The 19,981-nt window shown below is 71.8% G+C and carries 20 protein-coding genes; 5 read left to right on the top strand and 15 right to left on the bottom strand.

Annotated elements, in window-relative coordinates:
* Positions 1 to 79: 79 nt before the first annotated feature.
* Positions 80 to 1,942, bottom strand: coding sequence for a glycerol-3-phosphate dehydrogenase/oxidase (locus AB0M95_RS31295; RefSeq protein WP_363772307.1), 1,863 nt, complete (start codon positions 1,940 to 1,942; stop codon positions 80 to 82).
* 493 nt (positions 1,943 to 2,435) lie between these two features.
* A complete protein-coding gene (locus tag AB0M95_RS31300) occupies positions 2,436 to 3,206 on the bottom strand; it encodes a DeoR/GlpR family DNA-binding transcription regulator (RefSeq protein WP_363772310.1) in 771 nt (256 codons plus the stop codon).
* 234 nt (positions 3,207 to 3,440) lie between these two features.
* Between AB0M95_RS31300 and AB0M95_RS31305 the strand changes: the two genes are divergently transcribed.
* Both AB0M95_RS31305 and nagA read left to right on the top strand, forming a co-directional pair.
* Positions 3,441 to 3,596 (top strand): hypothetical protein, encoded by a 156-nt coding sequence (locus AB0M95_RS31305; RefSeq protein ID WP_363772313.1) that lies wholly within the window; start codon positions 3,441 to 3,443, stop codon positions 3,594 to 3,596.
* A complete protein-coding gene (gene nagA / locus AB0M95_RS31310) occupies positions 3,593 to 4,720 on the top strand; it encodes an N-acetylglucosamine-6-phosphate deacetylase (protein ID WP_363772315.1) in 1,128 nt (375 codons plus the stop codon). The genes AB0M95_RS31305 and nagA overlap by 4 nt, the downstream gene beginning before the upstream one ends.
* An 82-nt stretch (positions 4,721 to 4,802) precedes the next feature.
* Here the strand turns inward: nagA and AB0M95_RS31315 are convergent, their stop codons facing one another.
* Together AB0M95_RS31315 and guaB are read right to left on the bottom strand one after the other, a co-directional pair.
* Positions 4,803 to 5,921: a GuaB3 family IMP dehydrogenase-related protein gene (locus AB0M95_RS31315; protein WP_363772318.1), complete on the bottom strand. Its 1,119-nt coding sequence runs from the start codon at positions 5,919 to 5,921 to the stop codon at positions 4,803 to 4,805.
* A 114-nt stretch (positions 5,922 to 6,035) separates the two neighbouring features.
* Positions 6,036 to 7,514 (bottom strand): IMP dehydrogenase, encoded by a 1,479-nt coding sequence (guaB, locus tag AB0M95_RS31320; RefSeq protein WP_363772321.1) that lies wholly within the window; start codon positions 7,512 to 7,514, stop codon positions 6,036 to 6,038.
* A 229-nt stretch (positions 7,515 to 7,743) separates the two neighbouring features.
* Here guaB and AB0M95_RS31325 point away from each other — a divergent pair, with 229 nt between their 5' ends.
* Positions 7,744 to 8,121, top strand: a complete 378-nt coding sequence (locus AB0M95_RS31325) for a DUF5319 domain-containing protein (RefSeq protein ID WP_358524390.1) — start codon at positions 7,744 to 7,746, stop codon at positions 8,119 to 8,121.
* Here AB0M95_RS31325 and AB0M95_RS31330 read toward each other — a convergent pair.
* The 4 genes from AB0M95_RS31330 to groES form a co-directional block, all read right to left on the bottom strand.
* On the bottom strand, positions 8,082 to 8,288 hold the full coding sequence (locus tag AB0M95_RS31330) for a hypothetical protein (protein WP_358524393.1): 207 nt from the start codon (positions 8,286 to 8,288) through the stop codon (positions 8,082 to 8,084). The genes AB0M95_RS31325 and AB0M95_RS31330 overlap by 40 nt on opposite strands.
* Positions 8,285 to 8,911 (bottom strand): sigma-70 family RNA polymerase sigma factor, encoded by a 627-nt coding sequence (locus AB0M95_RS31335; protein WP_184615551.1) that lies wholly within the window; start codon positions 8,909 to 8,911, stop codon positions 8,285 to 8,287. Before AB0M95_RS31335 ends, AB0M95_RS31330 begins: the two co-directional genes overlap by 4 nt.
* A 308-nt stretch (positions 8,912 to 9,219) precedes the next feature.
* Positions 9,220 to 10,842 (bottom strand): chaperonin GroEL, encoded by a 1,623-nt coding sequence (groL, locus tag AB0M95_RS31340; RefSeq protein ID WP_363772325.1) that lies wholly within the window; start codon positions 10,840 to 10,842, stop codon positions 9,220 to 9,222.
* Positions 10,843 to 10,954: 112 nt separating this feature from the next.
* A complete protein-coding gene (gene groES / locus AB0M95_RS31345; protein WP_082776538.1) occupies positions 10,955 to 11,269 on the bottom strand; it encodes a co-chaperone GroES in 315 nt (104 codons plus the stop codon).
* 317 nt (positions 11,270 to 11,586) lie between these two features.
* On the opposite strand from groES, the gene AB0M95_RS31350 reads away from it, so the two are divergent.
* Positions 11,587 to 12,771: a class I SAM-dependent methyltransferase gene (locus AB0M95_RS31350; protein WP_363772328.1), complete on the top strand. Its 1,185-nt coding sequence runs from the start codon at positions 11,587 to 11,589 to the stop codon at positions 12,769 to 12,771.
* Between the two features lie 275 nt (positions 12,772 to 13,046).
* Positions 13,047 to 14,561, top strand: coding sequence for a hypothetical protein (locus tag AB0M95_RS31355; protein ID WP_363772331.1), 1,515 nt, complete (start codon positions 13,047 to 13,049; stop codon positions 14,559 to 14,561).
* Between the two features lie 183 nt (positions 14,562 to 14,744).
* On the opposite strand, the gene tsaD is transcribed toward AB0M95_RS31355, so the two are convergent.
* The 7 genes from tsaD to AB0M95_RS31390 all read right to left on the bottom strand — a co-directional run bounded on the left by tsaD (position 14,745) and on the right by AB0M95_RS31390 (position 19,981).
* Entirely contained in the window at positions 14,745 to 15,776 is a 1,032-nt protein-coding gene (tsaD, locus tag AB0M95_RS31360) for a tRNA (adenosine(37)-N6)-threonylcarbamoyltransferase complex transferase subunit TsaD (RefSeq protein WP_358524403.1), read from the bottom strand.
* Positions 15,769 to 16,221, bottom strand: a complete 453-nt coding sequence (rimI, locus tag AB0M95_RS31365; RefSeq protein ID WP_358524595.1) for a ribosomal protein S18-alanine N-acetyltransferase — start codon at positions 16,219 to 16,221, stop codon at positions 15,769 to 15,771. Before rimI ends, tsaD begins: the two co-directional genes overlap by 8 nt.
* Before the next feature lie 44 nt (positions 16,222 to 16,265).
* Positions 16,266 to 16,964 (bottom strand): tRNA (adenosine(37)-N6)-threonylcarbamoyltransferase complex dimerization subunit type 1 TsaB, encoded by a 699-nt coding sequence (gene tsaB, locus AB0M95_RS31370; RefSeq protein WP_363772333.1) that lies wholly within the window; start codon positions 16,962 to 16,964, stop codon positions 16,266 to 16,268.
* A gap of 51 nt (positions 16,965 to 17,015) precedes the next feature.
* Positions 17,016 to 17,591, bottom strand: coding sequence for a class F sortase (locus AB0M95_RS31375; protein ID WP_363772336.1), 576 nt, complete (start codon positions 17,589 to 17,591; stop codon positions 17,016 to 17,018).
* 22 nt (positions 17,592 to 17,613) lie between these two features.
* On the bottom strand, positions 17,614 to 18,252 hold the full coding sequence (locus AB0M95_RS31380; protein ID WP_363772339.1) for a hypothetical protein: 639 nt from the start codon (positions 18,250 to 18,252) through the stop codon (positions 17,614 to 17,616).
* 167 nt (positions 18,253 to 18,419) lie between these two features.
* Positions 18,420 to 18,902, bottom strand: coding sequence for a tRNA (adenosine(37)-N6)-threonylcarbamoyltransferase complex ATPase subunit type 1 TsaE (gene tsaE, locus AB0M95_RS31385; RefSeq protein ID WP_363772342.1), 483 nt, complete (start codon positions 18,900 to 18,902; stop codon positions 18,420 to 18,422).
* The gene (locus tag AB0M95_RS31390; protein WP_363772344.1) at positions 18,899 to 19,981 is read right to left on the bottom strand and encodes an alpha/beta hydrolase; all 1,083 of its coding nucleotides are present in this window, start codon (positions 19,979 to 19,981) and stop codon (positions 18,899 to 18,901) included. Before AB0M95_RS31390 ends, tsaE begins: the two co-directional genes overlap by 4 nt.

Below are 19,981 nucleotides of genomic sequence, written 5' to 3' on the forward strand. Positions count from 1 at the left end.
GGCCCGGAGTGCCCCGGCCGCACGGCATGGGTTCCCGGTGACGGGATCCCTCCGTGCGGCCGGAAGGCAGACCCCCGGATCAGACCTCCTTGGTCGCCGGCTCGCCCACCGGGACGATCTCCGGCGCGCCGAGGCGGATCGCGTCGGCCTCCTGGTCGGTGTCCTGTTCCTGGGACAGCCGCTCGGCCTCGACGCGCTTGGTGTAGTACTCGACCTCGCGCTTGACCTGCTCGTCGTCCCACCCGAGCGGCCCGGCCATCAACTCGGCGGCCTCCTGCGCCACGGCGGTGCCGCGGTGGAAGGTCTCGATCGAGATGCGCGTGCGACGGGTGAGCACGTCGTTGAGGTGGCGGGCGCCCTCGTGGGTGGCCGCGTAGACGACCTCGGCCCTGAGGTAGTCGTCGGCCCCGGCCAGCGGGCGGGCCAGCGACGGGTCCCGCTCGATCAGGGCGAGCACCTCGTCGATCAGCGACCCGTACCGCTGCAGCAGGTGCTCGATGCGGGCGACGTGCAGCCGGGAGGAGCGCGCGAGCCGGTGCCGCTGGTTCCACAGCGCCTGGTAGCCCTCGCCGCCCACCAGCGGGACCTTGTCCGTGCAGGACGGGGGCACGCGCTGGTCGAGGCCGTGCGCGACCGCGTCCACCGCGTCCTTGGCCATGACGCGGTACGTCGTGTACTTGCCGCCGGCGATCATGACGAGGCCGGGCACCGGGTGGGTGACGACGTGCTCGCGCGACAGCTTGGAGGTCTCCTCCGACTCCCCGGCGAGCAGGGGGCGCAGGCCCGCGTACACGCCCTCGACGTCGTCGCGGGTGAGCGGCACCGAGAGCACGGCGTTGACGTGGTCGAGCACGTAGTCGATGTCCTGGCGGGAGGCGGCCGGGTGGGCCTTGTCCAGCGACCAGTGGGTGTCGGTGGTGCCGACGATCCAGTGCCGGCCCCACGGAATCACGAAAAGCACCGATTTCTCGGTGCGAAGGATGATTCCGGTGAGCGACTGGATGCGGTCACGGGGCACCACCAGGTGGACGCCCTTGGACGCGCGCACGTGGATCTGCCCGCGCCCGCCCACCATCTCCTGGATCTCGTCGGTCCACACCCCGGTGGCGTTGACCACCTGCCGGGCGCGCACGTCGAACTCGGCGGTGCTCTCCAGATCACGCACCCGCACGCCCGTGACCCGCTCGCCCTCCCGCAGGAACCCGCAGACCTGGGTGCGGGACGCGACGTACGCCCCGTACGCGGCCGCCGTGCGCAGCATCGTCGTCACGTAGCGCGCGTCGTCCACCTGGGCGTCCCAGTACTGCACCGCGCCGGTCAGCGCGGACTTGCGCAGCACCGGGGCCAGCCGCCGGGCGCGGCGGCGCGACAGGTGGCGGTGGCCGGGCATGCCCCGGGTCAGGCCGGTCGAGAAGCCGAGCGTGTCGTACAGCGTGAGGCCCGCGCCGACGTACGGCCGCTCCCATACGTGGTGGGTGAGCGGGAACAGGAACGGCACCGGGCGCACCAGGTGGGGGGCGATCCGCTGGAGCAGCAGCGCCCGCTCCTGCAGCGCCTCGCGCACGAGATCGAAGTTGAGCTGTTCGAGGTAGCGCAGCCCGCCGTGGATCAGCTTCGACGAGCGCGAGGACGTGCCGGACGCGAAGTCGCGCGCCTCGACCAGGCCCACCGACAGCCCGCGGGTGACGGCGTCCAGCGCGACGCCGGAGCCGACCACGCCGCCGCCGACGACGATGACGTCGAGCTCGTGCGCGGGATCGGCCAAGTAGTCCAGGGCGGCCGATCTCTCTTCGGGGCCGAGCCGGGCGGAATGCGTGCCGCCGCCCTCCCCGACCCGGGACCGGGCGCCGACGCGCCTGTCCTCAATGCCGCCTCGCCCGGCCTCCACGCCGATCCCACCCTCCTGCGCCGCTTGTTCCCTCGCACCGTCCTGGCTGTTCATCGCGATCCCCCTGGGGTACGGCTCGTCGCGTTGCGTCCTATTTCTACCCGACAGCGGATACCCACATGCCACTGAAGGGCCAGCGTCGATCATGACACCGCCACGTCGGCACACCGCGGGTGACCTGCTCTCACATCGTGGTCTCAGGGGCTCCCGGCCGACATGGCACGACGGGTAGATCTTTGGGCCCGCCCGCCGGATCGCGCTGCCTCCGGCGGCCGGCCCGGGGCGAACGGCGAGCCGGTCGCGGCCCGCTCCTGGCCGGTTCCGCCGGAGCGTCAGGGCGGCAGGAAATGACCACTTCCTGCCGACTCTCCCCCTCGAGAAAGCTGGATGGAGGTCGATCCGTCCGCCCGGGCCGAGAGGGGCACCATGACCACGGGGACGTCATCATGAGCGTGCACCGGGTGCGGCAACTGCCAGAACGCCGGCGACGACCCGGTCGCCACGCTGCCCTTCTGATCGAGACTCGGTCAGGCCGGTTCAGGCCGGTTCAGACCCTCAGCACCTGGACGCCGGCCTCGGTGAAGGCACCCGCCGCGGCGTCCGACAGCCCCGAGTCCGTGATCAGCGTATGGATGCGGTCGATGCCGCAGATGCGGGCGAAGGCGCGGCGTCCGATCTTGGAGGTGTCGGCGACGGCCACGACGCGCGCCGCCCGGCCGATCAGCAGGTTGTTCACGCTGGCCTCGCCCTCGTGATGGGCGAAGGCGCCGGCCTCGGCGTCGATGGCGTCGACACCGAGGAACGCGATGTCCAGCGTCACCTGCTCCAGCACCCCCGACGACAGCGGGCCGATCAGCTCGTACGATTGCGGCCTCGCCACCCCGCCCGTCACGACGAGCTTGACGTTCTGCCGCACGGTCAGCTCTGCCGCGATGTTCAGGGCGTTGGTCACCACGGTGAGCCGCGCGCCGGGGTCGGCGCGCGCGGCCAGCGTCCGCGCGACCTCGGAGGTCGTGGTGCCGCCGTTCAGGCCGACGACGACGCCGGGCGGCACCATCTCGGCCGCCGCCTCGGCGATGCGCTGTTTCTCCCCGGCGTGCCGGGCCGTCTTGTAGCGCAGCGGGAGGTCGTAGCTGACGCTCTGCGCGACGGCGCCGCCGCGGGTGCGCATGAGCATCTGCTGCTGGGCCAGCTCGTCGAAGTCGCGCCGGATCGTCGCCGTGGACACGTCGAGCGTCTCGGCGGCCTCCTCGACCGTCAGCCGCCCCTGCTGAGCGAGAAGCTCCAGAAGGGCGTTCCAGCGTTCATACCGGCTCATGACTCCAAAGCGTGGCACAAGAACGCCGTCTCTGACGCGCCGGTGGATCCTCGGTCCTCGGCGCCGGATGGGCCTACGGCCTCGCGCAGGAGGCAGCGCTCAAGATGCGCGAGGCCGCCCGCGCCTGGACCGAGGCCTACCCGGCGATGGAGTACCGCCACGGCCCGATCAGCATCGCCGGCCCCGGGCGCGTCACCTGGATGCTCGGCCCCCCCTGGGGGCCTGGCCGGCGACGTGCGCCGGGCGGGCGGCGTCTTCGTCACGAGCGAGGCCGACCCGATGGCCGAACTGGTGCGCGCCCAGCGGGTCGCCGTGGCCCGCGCGCACGCCCGCGGAATGGACCCCGACCAGCCACTGCACCTCACCCGATCTGTGATCCTGTCCTCATGAGCATCACACTCGCCGACGCCCGCGTCGTCACTCCCGGCGGCGTGCACGAGGGCTGGATCACCATCGAGGACGGCCGCTTCACCCACATCGGGCGAGGGCAGGCCCCCCGCGACGGGCACAGCCTCGCCGGGCGGCACGTCGTCCCCGGCTTCGTCGACATCCACTCCCACGGCGGCGCCGGGGGCTCCTTCCCCTCGGGCGACCAGGAGGAGGCGCGGCGCATCGCCGCCTTCCACGCCCGGCACGGCACCACGACCATCATGGCCAGCCTGGTGACCGCCGCGCCGTCCGACCTCGCCCGCGCGACCGCCGCCCTGGCCGACCTGTGCGACGACGGGCTGCTGGCCGGCATCCACTTCGAGGGGCCCTACATCGCGCGGTCCCGGTGCGGCGCGCACGACCCCGCGCTGCTGCGCGACCCCTCCACGGCGGAGCTGGCGGACCTGCTCAAGGCCGGGCGCGGCCACGTGCGCATGCTCACCATCGCCCCCGAGCTTCCCCGCGGGCTCGACACCGTCCGCGCTGCCGTGTCCGAGGGCGTGATCGCCGCGCTGGGGCACAGCGACTCGACCTACGACCAGGCCCGCGAGGCCATCGACGCCGGCTGCACCGTCGCCACCCACCTCTACAACGCGCTGCCGCCGCTGCACCACCGCGACCCCGGGCCGATGGCGGCGCTGCTCCAGGACGAGCGCGTCACGGTCGAGCTGATCAACGACGGGGTCCACGTGCACCCGGCCATGGTCGGTCTCGCGCACGGCGTCGCGGGCACCGCCCGCACCGCGCTCATCACCGACGCGATGGGGGCCACCGGCATGGGCGACGGCGTCTACCGGCTCGGCTCCATGGAGGTCGAGGTCTCCGGCGGCACCGCGCGGCTGGTGGAGGGCGGGGCCATCGCGGGCAGCACGCTGACCATGGACGTCGCCTTCCGGCGCACCGTCGAACAGGTCGGGCTGCCGATCGCCGAGGCGTCGGTCATGGCGTCCCTGACCCCGGCGCGCGTCCTCGGCGTGGACGACCGCGTCGGCTCCATCGCCGTGGGCAAGGACGCCGACCTGGTCGTCCTCAACGACGACCTGACCGTCCACTCCGTGATGCGCCAAGGCGCCTGGCTGACCTGACCGGCCCTCCGGCGCGCCCGGAGCGGACGTCCGGTCCACTCCGTGCGCGCCCAAGGCACGGGCGGCGAGACGGCCTTCGTCGTCAGTGGGTGTGCGGGGCGACGACGACCTCGACGCGCTGGAACTCCTTCAGGTCGGAGTAGCCGGCCGTGGCCATCGTGCGGCGCAGGGCGCCCATCAGGTTCATCGAGCCGTCGGCGACGCTGGACGGGCCGTGCAGGATCTGCGCCATCGTGCCGATGGTGCCGACCTCCACGCGGGCGCCGCGCGGCAGCTCGCCGTGGTGGGCCTCCGACCCCCAGTGGTGACCCCGGCCCGGGGCCTCCGCCGCCCGGGCGAGCGGCGAGCCGACCATCACCGCGTCGGACCCGCAGGCGATCGCCTTGGCGATGTCGCCGGAGCTGGTCATGCCGCCGTCGGCGATGACGTGGACGTACCGGCCGCCCGACTCGTCGAGGTAGTCGCGGCGGGCGGCGGCGACGTCGCCGATCGCGGTGGCCATCGGGACGGCCACGCCCAGCACCGTGCGGGTGGTGTGGCCCGAGCCACCGCCGAAGCCCACGAGCACGCCCGCGGCGCCGGTGCGCATGAGGTGGAGGGCGGCGGTGTAGGTGGCGCAGCCGCCGACGATCACCGGGACGTCCAGCTCGTAGATGAACTGCTTGAGGTTCAACGGCTCGGCCCGGCCGGAGACGTGCTCGGCCGAGACCGTGGTGCCGCGGATGACGAAGATGTCGGCCCCGGCGTCGATCACGGCCTTGTAGTGCTGCGCGGTGCGCTGCGGCGACAGCCGCGCGGCGGTGGTCACGCCGGCGGACCTGATCTCTTCGATGCGGCGGCCGATGAGCTCGTCGCTGATCGGCGCGGCGTAGATCTCCTGGAGGCGCTTGGTCGCGGCCTCACCGCGCAACTCGGCGACCTCCGACAGCAGCGACGAGGGGTCCTCGTAGCGGGTCCAGAGCCCTTCCAGGTCGAGCACGGCGAGCCCGCCGAGCCGCCCGATCTCGATGGCCGTCTTCGGCGAGACCACGCTGTCCATCGGGCTCACCACGACGGGCAGGTCGAAGCGGTAGGCGTCGATCTGCCAGGAGATCGAGACCTCCTCGGGGTCGCGGGTGCGCCGCGAGGGCACGATGCCGATCTCGTCCAGGGCGTAGCCCCGGCGCCCGCTCTTGCCGCGCCCGATTTCTACCTGAGTCATGCTTTTCGTCGTTCCCGTCGTCTGGAAAACCGGTGTACTCGTGGTGACTATGCCCCGACCGACGCCTGCCGGCCCGCGCCGCCCCCCGCCGTGCGGGCTCCGGGCGGGCGGGAGTCAGCGCCTGTGGTAGTTGGGCGCCTCCACGGTCATCTGGATGTCGTGGGGGTGGCTCTCCGTGAGGCCGGCCGCCGTGATCGGCATGAGCATGGCGTTCTCGTGGAGCTCTTCGATGGTGCGGGCGCCGGTGTACCACATGCCCTGACGCAGGCCGCCGACGAGCTGGTGGGCGACGGCCGCGACCGGTCCGCGGTAGGGGACCTGGCCCTCGATGCCCTCGGGGATGAACTTGTCGTCGCCGGAGACGGCCTCCTGGGCGTAGCGGTCCTTGCTGAAGGAGCCGCCGCGCTCGCGGTTGCGCACCGCGCCGAGCGAGCCCATGCCCCGGTAGGACTTGAACTGCTTGCCATTGATGAAGATCAGCTCGCCGGGCGACTCCTCGCACCCGGCCAGCAGCGAGCCCAGCATCACGGTGTTGGCGCCGGCGGCGAGGGCCTTGGCGATGTCGCCGGAGTACTGGAGGCCGCCGTCGCCGATCACCGGCACGCCGGCCGGGCCACAGGCCAGGGACGCCTCGTGGATCGCGGTGACCTGGGGCGCGCCGACGCCCGCCACGACGCGGGTGGTGCAGATGGAGCCGGGGCCCACCCCGACCTTGACGGCGTCGGCGCCCGCCTCGATCAGCGCCTGCGCGCCCGCCCGCGTGGCGACGTTGCCGCCGATGACGTCGACCCGGCCGTTCGCCTTGATCTTGGCGATCATGTCGCACACGCCGCGCGAGTGACCGTGGGCGGTGTCGACGACGATGACGTCCACACCCGCCTCGATCAGGGCCATCGCGCGGTGCTCGGCGTCGCCCGCGACCCCGACGGCCGCCCCGACGACCAGGCGGCCGTCGGCGTCCTTGGTCGCGAGAGGATATTGCTCGCTCTTGGTGAAGTCTTTGACGGTGATGAGGCCGCGCAGCCTGCCGTCCGGGTCGACGATCGGGAGCTTCTCCACCTTGTTGTGGCGCAGCAGGCGGAAAGCCTCGTCGCGAGACACGCCGACCGGTGCCGTGACCAGGGGCATCGAGGTCATGACCTCGTGGACCGGGCGCTTGAGGTCGCTCTCGAAGCGCATGTCGCGGTTGGTCACGATGCCCACCAGGACGCCGTGCTCGTCGGTGACCGGGACGCCGGAGATGCGGTACTCGGCGCACAGGGCCTCGACGTCGGCGAGGGTGTCGCCGGGCGCGCAGGTCACGGGGTTGGTGACCATGCCGGCCTCGGAACGCTTGACCAGGTCGGCCTGCTGGGCCTGGTCGGCGATGGACAGGTTGCGGTGGAGCACGCCGAGCCCGCCCTGCCGCGCCATCGCCACGGCCATGCGCGCCTCGGTGACGGTGTCCATCGCGGCGGACACCAGCGGGATGCGCAAGGTGATCGACCTGGACAGGCGGGTGGTGGTGTCGGCCTCACCCGGCTGCAGGTCGGAATACGCGGGCACCAGGAGCACGTCGTCGAACGTGAGCCCGGGTTCGGTGAACTTGGCCATCTACGACCCTCCTGCCATGGCGCGCTGAAGATACTGATGGGGTCAGGCGCCCGCCCCCGCAGTCAGTTTAGTGTCCCGCTGGTCACAGCCACTGCGGACCTGTGGATAACCTGACGGCGACCGCTCGGTCACCGGTCGCCCACGGGCGGCCCACGACAGGGTAGGTCGGTTTACCGGTTCCCCACCACTTGCCCTCATCAGGGTAGGTGGGGGTCATAAGGTGGAATGCGTGCTGGAAGAAGTCCCCCGCGATCCCTTCGCGGACGACCCCAACGACCCCGCCGCGGCGCTGGGCGAGCTCGACGACTCCGAGCCCCTGACGTCGGCCGAGCGCGACGAGGCGCTCACCGACCTCGCCGACGTGGAGGTCTTCCGCTCCCTGCTGGAGCCGCAGGGCGTGCTCGGGCTGGTGCTCGACTGCCCGGAGTGCGGCGAGCAGCATTACTTCGACTGGGATCTGCTGCGCGGCAACCTGCGGCAGATGATCGACCACGGGCGCCCGCAGGTGCACGAGCCCGCGTTCGAGCCCGACCCCTCCGACTACGTCACCTGGGAGTACGCCCGGGGTTACGTCGACGGGGTGATCGACACCGAAGAGAGCCGCTGATCGACGTCCTCGGTGAGGGCGCGCAGCAGGCTCACCACGGCATCCTCCTGCTCGCCGGGCGCCTCGCGCCGCGCGAGCGCGTCGATGATCGCGTCCGTCCTGAGCACCTGGGGGTCGGTCTCGGCCCCGCGTTTTCGGAGCGAACGCGCCGGATGGACAGCGGTCAAGCTATCGACTCCATGTCGGCCATCGCCCGAAGCCTTGCCAGTGCCCGATGCTGGGCGACCCGAACCGCACCTGGTGACATACCGAGTACGTTACCCGTCTCCTCGGCCGACAGTCCCGAGACCACACGCAAAATGATCAGTTCGCGCTGGTTCTCGGGAAGGCGCGAGAGCAGCTCCCGGGCGTGCGCCGCCTCGATGTACCGGACGACGGTCTCCTCCGGCCCCGGCCCCTGGTCCGGCCCGTCCGGAAGGTCCTGCGTCGGCACGGCCGAGCGGACCGAGCTGCGCAGGGCGTCCGCGACCTTGTGGGAGGCGATGCCGAAGACGAAGGAGGCGAACGGGCGGCCCATGTCGCGGTAGCGCGGCAGGGCCGCCAGCACCGCGATGCAGACCTCCTGGGCCACGTCGTCGGCTATGTGGTAATGACCGGACACCCGGCCCAATCGAGCACGGCAATAGCGCACCACCATCGGGCGCAACTGCCCCAGCAATGATTCGATCGCGGTGCGATCCCCCTGGACGGCAAGGCTCGTCAGATCCCTGAGGTCGGACTCGTCCGATCTCGTCGCAAGCCTTACCCCAGTCTTGGCGTCGGCGACGCATCCCTCGGTCACGTTAGGCATGATGCCCGCCACGATCGCGCATGTCGTCATAGTGAACGGATACGGATTGGTCACATTGACGCGACGATAACGCAGGGTAATCAATCGCACACAGTCGTGTTTGCGCATTTCACGCGTGCCACCGAATTCGCGGGATATTCGTCAGATGTCTCGCCTGCTCGCCGGGGGGCTCGGCTGACGCCCGGGGCCGCCGATCGGTTTACCCCGGCGTCAAATCCGCGACCGCGAAATCGATTCAACAAAAAGCACGGCCCGCGTCCGTGGGGACGCGGGCCGTGCTCGAAGCCGTACCGGGGCGGAGCCCAGGCTCAGTGGCCGTGACCGTGGCCGTGACCCTGGCCTGCGGCGGCCGAGGACTCCTCCTCGGGCTTGTCGACCACGAGGGCCTCGGTCGTGAGCAGCATGCCGGCGATGGACGCGGCGTTCTGCACGGCCGAGCGGGTGACCTTCACCGGGTCGATGACGCCCTGGGCGACCAGGTCGCCGTACTCGCCGGTCGCGGCGTTGAGGCCGTGGCCGACCGGCAGCTCGCTGATCTTCGAGGTGACGACGTAGCCCTCCTGGCCGGCGTTCTCGGCGATCCAGCGGGCGGGCTCGACGAGCGCCCGGCGGACGATGGAGACGCCGGTGGCCTCGTCCCCGGTCAGGCCGAGGTCGTCGAGGTCCTTGGACAGGTGCACGAGCGCGGAGCCACCGCCGGAGACGATGCCCTCCTCGATCGCGGCGCGGGTCGCGGAGATCGCGTCCTCGAGACGGTGCTTCTTCTCCTTGAGCTCGACCTCGGTGGCCGCGCCGACGCGGAGGATGCAGATGCCCCCGGACAGCTTGGCGAGGCGCTCCTGGAGCTTCTCGCGGTCCCAGTCGGAGTCGGTCTGCTCGATGGCGTACTGGATCTCGCGGACGCGGTCGGCGATCGCCTGCGGGTCGCCGGCGCCGTCGACGATGGTCGAGTTGTCCTTGGTGACCACGATGCGGCGGGCGGTGCCGAGCACCTCGGTGCCGACGTTGTCCAGCTTGAGGCCGAGCTCCTCGGAGACCACCTGGCCGCCGGTGAGGATCGCGATGTCCTGCAGCATGGCCTTGCGGCGGTCGCCGAAGCCGGGGGCCTTGACCGCGACGGAGGTGAACGTGCCGCGGATCTTGTTGGTGACCAGGACGGCAAGGGCCTCGCCCTCGACGTCCTCGGCGACCACGAACAGCGGCTTCTTGGTCTGGGCGACCTTCTCCAGCAGCGGCAGGAACTCGGCGATCGAGGCGATCTTGCCGCTGGTCAGCAGCACGTAGGCGTCCTCGAGCACGGCCTCCATGCGCTCGGGGTCCGTCACCATGTAGGGCGACAGGTAGCCCTTGTCGAACTGGAGACCTTCGGTGAACTCCAGCTCCAGGCCCATGGTGTTGGACTCTTCGACGGTGATCACACCGTCCTTGCCGACCTTGTCGAAGGCCTCGGCGATGAGCTCGCCGATCTTGGCGTCCTGCGCGGAGATCGTGGCGACGTTGGCGATCTCCTTCTTGTCCTCGACCGGGCGGGAGCGCTCGAGGAGGCGGTCGCTGACGGCGCGGGCGGCCAGGTCGATGCCGCGCTTCAGCGACAGCGGGGAGGCGCCGGCGGCGACGTTGCGCAGGCCCTCGCGCACCATGGCCTGGGCCAGGACGGTGGCGGTGGTGGTGCCGTCACCCGCGACGTCGTTGGTCTTGGTCGCCACTTCCTTGGCGAGCTGGGCGCCGAGGTTCTCGTAAGGCTTGTCGAGCTCGACCTCACGGGCGATCGTCACGCCGTCGTTCGTGATCGTGGGGGCGCCGAACTTCTTGTCGATGACGACGTTACGGCCGCGCGGCCCGAGGGTCACCTTGACCGCGTCCGCGAGGGCGTTCACACCACGCTCGAGAGCGCGCCGCGCGTCCTCGTCGAACTCCAGGATCTTGGGCATTTAAGGTCCTCTCAGCGTCAGAGGCCCCGGGGCCTCAGTCACAGGACCCCGGGGCATGACACGCGTATTTTGTAAGGCTCCGGACTGGCTAGTCGCCGGCGCGTTCCGGGCTTTACTTCTCGATGATCGCGAGAACGTCACGGGCGGAGAGCACGAGGTACTCCTCGCCGCCGTACTTGACCTCGGTACCGCCGTACTTGCTGTAGAGGACGACGTCCCCTTCCTTGACGTCGAGCGGAATACGCTTCTCGCCGTCCTCGTCCCAGTTGCCGGGGCCCACCGCGAGGACCTTGCCCTCTTGCGGCTTCTCCTTGGCGGTGTCCGGGATGACCAGACCGGAAGCGGTCGTCTGCTCGGCCTCAAGCGGCTGAACCACGATGCGGTCGCCGAGCGGCTTAACGGGAACCTTGGTGGCGGTCGTCACGATCGGACCTCCCCTTCAGATTTGTGGTGATGAGCTGAAGAGGCGACCAGCGGCCTGCCGTCGCGGGTGTCAGACCTGCCTCGTCGCATTTTCGTCTTGGCACTCTCCATGGGCGAGTGCCAACACTGAACAGTATGCAAGCCCGCCGACGCAGTCAACACGGACAGGCCGTCCCAGCTCAGAACGCTTTCTCCCCCGCGCGAACACACCATACGACTCGCCCGGAATGTCCGTATTGACCGAAGGCTAGTGCCCCGTCGGCACTGATCGGGCCGCCCGCCGCCGCCGGAGCCGTCCCGCGGACGCTAGCGTCGGGAGGCATGGAGCTTGAGGCCTTCCGTGAGTTGCTGACGCCGCGTGGACAGGAGGCGCTCGGTGAGGCCGTGGCTGCGGTCGCGGGGGACGCCGATCCGCTGCCGGCCGCGAGCCGGCTCAGGAAGAGCTACGACGCGCCCCTCACCGGCGCCGCGCTCACGCAGGCGCGGCTACGGGCGCGCGGCGCCGTGAAGTTCGGCGAGGACGCCGCGCGCATGTACTTCACCCCCGACGGCCTGGAGCAGGCGACCCGCGCGGAGGTCGCCGCCCACCGCGCCCGCCGGTTCGCGCCGGGCACGCGGGTGGCGGACGCCTGCTGCGGCGTCGGCGGGGACCTGATCGCCCTGGCCCGCGCCGGCTGCCAGGTGGACGCCGTGGACCTGGACCCGCTCACCGTGGAGGTCGCCCGGGCCAACGCCGCCGCGCTGGGCCTCGCCGGCCGCGTCACCGTCCGCGTGGGTGAGGCGTCCGAGATCGAGCCCGAAGCCTACGACGTGCTGTTCGCCGACCCCGCGCGCCGCTCGACCGGCAGGCGCGTCTTCGACCCGATGGCCTACTCCCCGCCCTGGCCGGTCGTGCTCGGCCTCGTGGCGCGGGCGCGCGCGGCCTGCCTGAAGGTCGCGCCCGGCATCCCGTACGAGCTGATCCCCGAGGGCGCCGAGGCCGAGTGGGTGTCCTACCGGGGCGAGGTCAAGGAGGCCGTCCTGTGGACCGGCGACCTCGCCGCGCGCCCCGGCGGCGGCCCCGGCAGCAGGGCGACGATGCTGCCGTCCGGCGAGACGCTCACCGCCGACCCCTCGCTCGGGCCCGCCGGGCACGGCCCCGTGGCGCGATACCTGTACGAACCGGACGGCGCCGCGATCCGCGCGCACCTGGTGGCCGAGGTCGCCGCCCTGGTGGACGGCCACCTGATCGATCCGCAGATCGCCTACATCACCGGCGACGCGCCCGTGAGCACGCCGTGGGCGGCGCGGTACGAGGTGCTGGAGACGCTGCCCTTCTCGCTGAAGCGCCTGCGCGCGGCGCTGCGCGAGCGCGAGATCGGCACGGTGACGCTGAAGAAGCGCGGCTCCGCGCTGGACCTGGAGCGCCTGCGAAAAGATCTCCGTCTTTCTGGCGATAAATCGTGCGTCGTCGCCCTGACCCGCATCGGCGCGCGTCCTTTCGCTTTCATCTGCCGGCCCGCGTGAACTCGACCGCCGGACGTGCGTGATATTCACGCACCACCGCGCTGACCTGCGCCAATGGCTCATATCCCGCCGAACCCGCCATAATCACGAAGTTTTAAAGTCGGCCCCGAAAGTCTTCCGCCGAGCCACTACAGTTGGCCAGCGCGGGATTTTGGCCCGATCGATCGCCGACCCGCCTCTTTCGTCAAGAACGTCGACCAATTCGTCGTGCCACGACGACCAGAGACCGACCCCACCGCCGTGCGGCCGAGCGCCCGCGAGTGAAGGAGCTTCCGGTGGATCACTCCAACCACACCCTCCTCCAGGCGGGCGACCAGACCGCCATCTCCGACAGGATGCGCGAGCTCCTCGCCCGGGCGGCCCAGGACCACGTCTACGAACAGCGCACCCAGGGGGCCGTTCTCGACGAGATCCGGCAACGGCTCGAAGGCATGGAGTGGCTCCTTCGCGAGGTCCGCGAGCGCGAGCTCGGCGGCCTCAGCGGCGCGCTGGAGGGGGTCAGCGGGCGGCTCGGCGAGCTCACCACCCGGCCGCCCGTGTGGGCCGAGGGCCTGGCCCAGCATGTCGAGGCCGTGCGCGACCGGGTGGACGGCGTGGGCAACCGCCTCGCGGGGCTCGGCGACCGCATCGAGGTCGTGAGCGACCGCGTCAAGCCGATCGCCGACCTGTCCGGCCTGTGGACCGACCTCGCCACGGTCCGCGAAGGCGTCGCCGAGGCCCTCAAGCGCCTCCAGGCCGTGCTGGACGGGGGCCAGGCGATCCCCGAGCGCCTCGGCGAGTTCGGGCGCCGCCTGGACCGTCTCACCTCCAGCATGGAGGCCGCGGGCGGCCGGTTCACCCGCCTGGACAAGGCGCTGACCGACCTCGCCCAGCGCACGGAGCGGCTGGAGGGCGGCGTCCTCGACCTCACCGAGGGCCTGGAGGAGACCCTGCCCTCGGCGATCGACCGCCTCACGAGCACCGTCGAACGGCTGGCCGGCAAGCTGGACGGCGTGAGCACCAGGCTGGAGGCCACCGAGACGCGCCTGAGCGAGCGCCTCGACGCGGTGGACGGGCGCGTGGCCGGCGTCGAGACCCGCCTGGCCGGCATGGACGGCGCGCTCGCGGCCCTCCCCGGGCGCTTCGACGACGTCGACAGCCACCTGGGCGCCGTGCGCGGCCGCTTCGACACGGTGGACGCCCGGCTGCGCGGCCTGGACGAGCGCGTCGAGGCCGAGGGCGCCCGCCTCGCCGTGCTGGACGACCTGGGCGAGCGGCTCACCGGCGTCGGCACCGGGCTGACCGGCCTCGACCGGCGGCTCACCGACGTGGACGGCCGCCTCACCGCGTTCGACCAGCGGTTCACCGGCATCGACGGCGCCCTGTCGCGCCACGACGAGCGCTTCGGCACGATCGACGCGAACTTCGAGGACGTCAACGAGCGGCTGGAGATGGTCGACGACCGCGTGGAGGCCGTCAACCAGCGCGTCGGCCGGCTCCCCGCGCTGCTGGAGGTCGGCGAGGTGCACAAGCGCGTCGGCGAGCTCCTCGACGCCAAGGGCGACGACCAGGGCCGGCGGTTCGACCGCATCGACGAGAAGCTCGCCGAGACCGTCGCGTCCCTGCCCCCGCTGGGGGAGCTGATCGAGCTGGTGCGGGCCCGCCCCGACCGCGACCAGCTCTCGAAGACCGTGGACGAGGTCGTCCAGCCCGCCCACACCGACCTCACCCGCAGGCTCGGCGCCCTGGAGGAGACGATGCTCGCCCTCGCGGAAGCCCTGCTGCGCCCGGCCCGCCCCGTCAAGGACTGATGCTGTACCCATTGCCGCGCCTCCGGCACGGCGGTTCGGGGCGCCCATTCAGGCGGCGTTTTAGGCGGCGTTCTTCCGCCCTCGGACGCACGGGATCGTCCCCCACTCTCGCGCCCGAGGACTCCAGAACACCGCCGCGCCCCGAACAGGATCAGAGCGAAGCGCGCAATCGACACAGCACGATCACATGTGGACGGTGGTGATCGGCAGTGAGGAGTCGGCCGGGATGTCCAGGGGCGAGGGGCCGATGCCCGCGGCGACCAGCTCGGAGCCGAGCGCGGCGATCATCGCGCCGTTGTCCGTGCACAGCCCCGGGCGCGGCACGCGCAGCCGCACCCCGGCGGCGTCGCACCGCTCCTGCGCCAGCGCCCGCAGCCGGGAGTTGGCCGCGACGCCGCCGCCGATCAGCAGGTCCTTCACGTCGTACCGCTGACACGCCTGCAGCGCCTTGCGGGTCAGCACGTCCACGACGGCCTCCTGGAAGGACGCGGCGACGTCCGCGACCGGCACGGCCTCCCCTGCGCGCTCCTTGGCCTCGACCCAGCGGGCGACCGCGGTCTTCAGGCCGGAGAACGAGAAGTCCAGCGTGCCGTCGTCGTACTTGCCCCTCGGGAAGGCGACCGCCGCCCCCGACCCCCGCGCGGCGGCGCGGTCGATGTGAGGCCCGCCCGGGAAGGGCAGGCCGAGCACCCGGGCGACCTTGTCGAACGCCTCGCCCGCGGCATCGTCCACCGTCGAGCCGAGCGAGATCACGTCCTTGGCGACGTCGGGCACGAGCAGCAGCGAGGAGTGGCCTCCCGAGACCAGCAGCGCGATCGACGGCTTGGGAAGCGGGCCGTGTTCGAGCTGGTCCACGGCGACGTGGGCGGCGAGGTGGTTCACTCCGTACAGCGGCACCCCGAGGCCCATCGCGTACGCCTTGGCGGCGGCGACGCCCACCAGCAGCGCGCCCGCGAGCCCGGGGCCCGCCGTCACGGCCACGGCGTCGATGTCGGAGAAGCGCACGCCCGCCTGTTCGAGGGCGCGCTCGACCGTCGGCGTCATCGCCTCCAGGTGGGCGCGCGAGGCCACCTCGGGTACGACGCCGCCGAACCGGGCGTGCTCCTCCACGCTGGAGGCGACGGCGTTGGCGAGCAGGGTCTGCCCGCGCACGATGCCGACCCCCGTCTCGTCGCACGAGGTCTCGATGCCCAGCACCAAGGGCTCGTCAGCCATCTCGATCATCCCCCTGGCCGTTCAGCGACCTCATCATCATGATCGCGTCGGTTCCGTCGTCGTAGTAGTTACGGCGCAGGCCGATGCGCTCGAACCCGAAGCGCTTGTACATCGCCTGCGCGGGCGGATTGTCCGCGCGGACCTCCAGGAACACCGCCGTCACGCCCCGGCGCGCGGCCTCGGCGAGAAGCTCGGTCAGCATCGCGCTGCCGATGCCGGACCGCTGGCGGCTCGCCAGCACCGCGATCGTCTGCACGTCCGCCTGGTCGGCCGCCGCCGCGAGGCCCGCGTACCCGACGATCTCGTCGCCTGCCACGGCCACGATGTAGTGGCGGCTGCGCGGCTGGTCGGCCAGCTCGCCCCGCAGCATGCCCTCGCTCCACGCGTCCAACGGGAACGTCGAGCGCTCGATGGCGAGGACGGCGGGCAGGTCGGCCTCGGTCATCTGCCGCAGCGTCGCCGCGCTCAGGCTGCGGCCCTCCGCCGGGGTCACGCCGTGACCTTCTTCGGCGGGCCGGGCACGTGGGCGTCCGGACGGCGCAGGTAGATCGGGTGCGGCAGGGTCAGCACGGCGTCGTGGGGGGCGGGCCCGGAGACCTGATCGGCGTGGCCGCCGGCCGTGAGCGTCAGGCGTTCGGCGGCCAGCGCGGCCAGGGCCCCCGCGCTCGGATACTCGGGAGCGCCCGCCACTAGGCGCGCCTCGCCGAGCACGTCCGCGTGCAGGCGCGCGCCCGCGCCGACCAGGGGCGGGCCGCCGGGCACGTCGGCGGGGCGGTCCACGGACGGCCCCGAGACCCGCGTGCGCATGTCCGCGTACTCGGCCCAGAACACCTCTTTTCGCCGCGCGTCCGTCGCGACGAGGAACGACTCGGACAGCCCGCTCGCGTAGGCGAGGACGTCCAGCGAGCACAGGCCGTACGCCGTGACGCCCGTCGTGGTCGCCAGGGCCTGGGCGGTCATCAGCCCGACCCGCAACCCGGTGTACGGACCCGGCCCCGACCCGGCCACGATCGCCGTGACGTCCGCGAGCGCCGCCCCCGCCTCCCGCAGCACCTCGCGCACGGACGGAATCAGCAGCTCACCGTGCCGCCGAGCGTCAATCGTCGTGACCTCGGCCAGCACACGCTCGCCGTCGTGAAGCGCGGCGGTGACGGCGGGAGTCGCAGTATCGAAAGCCAAGACCAGCACAAACCTCAAGCGTAGTGGCTACCGGACCCCGCCTGGGCGGCTCGGTCGCCCTCACACCCGCGGATCGGAGACGGGCCCCACCAGCGCCGCGTAGACGATCACGTTGTCCAGGTATTCGTGGGTCTTGCGGTCGAAGACGCCGCCGCAGGTGACCAGGCGGAGGCCGTCGTCCACGTAGACGCGTTCGGACGGGAAGCGGTCCTTGGAGATCTGTTCCACCGACTCGACGCGGTACTGGGCGGTCTTGCCGTCGCTGCGCAGGACCTTGATGACGGCGCCCTTCTTGACCTCACGGAGGTGGTAGAAGACGGCGGGGGCGGTCTTGGTGTCGACGTGGCCGATGATCACCGAGGGCCCCTCGTCGCCGGGGACGACGCTCTGGTCGAACCAGCCCGCCGTCGAGGGCTTCTCGAACGGCGGCAGCTCGACCTCCCCGTCGTCGGCGAGCCCGAGCTTCATCAGCGGGGCCTTCAGGCCGAGCGAGGGGATGTCGAGCCGTTTTGGGACGGCGGCCGTGACACGGGGCGTCTCGGCCGCCTTACGGGGCCCGCCGGTGAGGGCGTACATCACCGTGCCCACGACGAAGCCCGTCACCAGGATCTTCAACCACTTGGGGGTGTCGGCCATCGGCGGGAGACGTGTTCGGGGCTCAGCGCGACCTGGAGTTGTGCCGTGCCAGGGCGACGCCGCCGCCGAGAGCCGCGAGCAGCGCCACGACGGTCACGGCCGTCGGGATGCCGGACGGCTCGTCCACGGACGCGGCGCCCGCCGCCGTGCCGCCGCCTCCGGCCCGGGGCGCGTGGCTGGGCACGACGCGCGTCCGGGTGGGCCCCGGCTCCGCGCGGGCGGTGAGGGTGAGCGTGGTCTTGCCGGTGTCGTTGGTGCCGTCGCACTTGACGTCGACCTGGTAGCTGCCGGGCCGGGCGTCCTCGTCGACGAGCGCGAAGCCGTGCACCTCGGGCGAAGGCGCCGAGGTGACCGGGGTGGACGACGCGGCGGGGGTGGACGGCGGAGGCTGGGTGAGGGTGACGACGCCGGTGAAGGAGTTGGACCGCGCCGTCGCGCGGTAGTCGGTGCCGCCCTGGGGCACCGGGCAGAACGCCAGGACGCGGACCGACCGCGAGGCCCCGCTCCGCACCTTGTCCGGGACGAGCTGGACGCGAATGTCCTGCCTGCTGACCGTTGGACTCGGCGCCGAACTCGCGCCGGTCTGGGCTTCGGCGGTGCACGCGACGCCGCCTAAGAGAAGGAATGCACCCGACACCGCGACCCGCCCGACCCTGTGCACCGTCGCACTCCACTTCGCCGTACGATCCGACCCCGCCCGATACGACCGCACCTGGGCTTTACCTAACCTGCATACCCAGAAATGACAGGCCAATCCATCGGCTCGATCTTCATTACCGATGATCCGCAACAACTCAGGAGTGCGTCAATACAGGCAAGATTACCGGTCTAGATCGGCGGACGCGGGCCATCCGGGGAGGCGCCGGCATCGTTCCACCGCGCCCCGACCCGCCGGACCTCGACGAACCGCTCCTCGCCGGTCTCGCCGCGCCGGATCGACACCTCCAGCCGGTCGTCCGCCAGCCCTTCGACCAGGCCCTCACCCCACTCGACGACGGTCACCGAGTCCTCCAGGGAGGCGTCCAGGTCCAGGTCGTCGACCTCCAGCGCGCCGCCGATGCGGTAGGCGTCGGCGTGGACCAGCGCGGGGCCGTCGGCCAGCGGGGGATGGACCCGGGCGATCACGAACGTCGGCGAGGTGATCGGGCCGCGGACCTTCAGGCCCTCGGCGAGGCCCTGCACGAGGGTGGTCTTGCCGGCGCCGAGCGGCCCCGACAGCACCATCAGGTCGCCGGGGCGGAGCAGCCGGGCGAGCTCCTCGCCCAGGGCGCGCATGTCGTCGGTCGTGGGCACGTGCCGTGAAAGGCTCATACGGCCTCCTTCCCCTCCCTCGCGGAACGGCCGCCCGCGTCCTCGGCGCGCTTGATCAGTTCGGTGAGGGACTGGTTCACGACGTCGGGGCTCTCCAGGAGCACCAGGTGGGAGGCGCCGTCGATGACGGTCAGCCGGGCGCCGGGCAGGCCCGCGCTGATCGCCCTGCTGTGGTCCGGCGGCGTCAGCCAGTCGCCCGCGCCCACGATGATCTCGGTGGGCACCTTGTCGAGCACGCCGAGCGCGGCCAGCTTGTCGTGGGACATCAGGGCCGGGTAGAAGTCGGCGATGACGTCGGTGGGCGTGGAGCGGATCATCGACTCGGCGAAGTCGACCACCGTCGGGCTGATCGAGGACGGATCGCCGAACGCCAGGTAGCGCAGCGCCAGGAAGGACACGTCGTTGCCCGCCTGCCTGCCCTTGTCGATCAGCGCGGCGCGGCGGCCCAGCACGGAGACGGCGGGCGCCACCGCCCGGTGGACGGCCTTGGAGAACAGGGCGGGAAGCCCGAGGGTGATCTCCGCGAGCTTGCCCGCGGAGGTGGAGATCAGCGCGACGCCGCGCACCTTGTCGCCGAACAGCTCCGGCTGGCTGTCGGCCAGGGCCATCACCGTCATGCCGCCCATGGAGTGGCCCACGAGCACGCACGGCCCCGGGACCAGCGTCTTGAGCACCTCGGCGAGGTCGGCGCCCAGGCGGTCGATCGTGCAGTCCTCGGCGGGGGTGCGGGTGGAGCGGCCGTGGCAGCGCTGGTCCCAGAGCACCACGCGGTGGGTGCGGCGCAGGTCACGGCGCTGGTAGTGCCAGGAGTCGAGGTTGAGCGTGTAGCCGTGGCAGAAGACGACCGTCAGCGGCGCGTCCTCGGGCCCGTCGACCTCGGCGTACAGCTCGACCCCGTCGGAGGTCTTGACCATGACCGGACGGCCGCGCAGCTCACCGAAGGGCTCACTCGCCTCCAGGTCGGGCCTGAGGCGGATGCGCCCCACGGCGTACCTTTTGGCCAGGGCGGCGGCCGCCACGCCCGCTGACGCGGTTCCGACGATCGCCCCCGCGATGCCGACCCTGCGGCGTGTGGGCAT

This window comes from Sphaerisporangium sp. NPDC051017 (genome assembly GCF_040683095.1).
Taxonomy (GTDB): Bacteria; Actinomycetota; Actinomycetes; order Streptosporangiales; family Streptosporangiaceae; genus Sphaerisporangium.

Excerpts from the sequence above, each read along its gene's own strand:
- tsaE (WP_363772342.1), bottom strand. The coding sequence starts at position 18,902 with ATGAGCCTTTCACGGCACGTGCCCACGACCGACGACATGCGCGCCCTG.
- AB0M95_RS31335 (WP_184615551.1), bottom strand. The coding sequence starts at position 8,911 with ATGCCTAACGTGACCGAGGGATGCGTCGCCGACGCCAAGACTGGGGTA.
- rimI (WP_358524595.1), bottom strand. The coding sequence starts at position 16,221 with ATGACCGAGGCCGACCTGCCCGCCGTCCTCGCCATCGAGCGCTCGACG.
- AB0M95_RS31350 (WP_363772328.1), top strand. The coding sequence starts at position 11,587 with ATGGAGCTTGAGGCCTTCCGTGAGTTGCTGACGCCGCGTGGACAGGAG.
- AB0M95_RS31390 (WP_363772344.1), bottom strand. The coding sequence starts at position 19,981 with ATGCCCACACGCCGCAGGGTCGGCATCGCGGGGGCGATCGTCGGAACC.
- AB0M95_RS31315 (WP_363772318.1), bottom strand. The coding sequence starts at position 5,921 with ATGACTCAGGTAGAAATCGGGCGCGGCAAGAGCGGGCGCCGGGGCTAC.
- AB0M95_RS31375 (WP_363772336.1), bottom strand. The coding sequence starts at position 17,591 with ATGGCCGACACCCCCAAGTGGTTGAAGATCCTGGTGACGGGCTTCGTC.
- groL (WP_363772325.1), bottom strand. The coding sequence starts at position 10,842 with ATGCCCAAGATCCTGGAGTTCGACGAGGACGCGCGGCGCGCTCTCGAG.
- guaB (WP_363772321.1), bottom strand. The coding sequence starts at position 7,514 with ATGGCCAAGTTCACCGAACCCGGGCTCACGTTCGACGACGTGCTCCTG.
- AB0M95_RS31300 (WP_363772310.1), bottom strand. The coding sequence starts at position 3,206 with ATGAGCCGGTATGAACGCTGGAACGCCCTTCTGGAGCTTCTCGCTCAG.
- nagA (WP_363772315.1), top strand. The coding sequence starts at position 3,593 with ATGAGCATCACACTCGCCGACGCCCGCGTCGTCACTCCCGGCGGCGTG.
- tsaD (WP_358524403.1), bottom strand. The coding sequence starts at position 15,776 with ATGGCTGACGAGCCCTTGGTGCTGGGCATCGAGACCTCGTGCGACGAG.
- AB0M95_RS31295 (WP_363772307.1), bottom strand. The coding sequence starts at position 1,942 with ATGAACAGCCAGGACGGTGCGAGGGAACAAGCGGCGCAGGAGGGTGGG.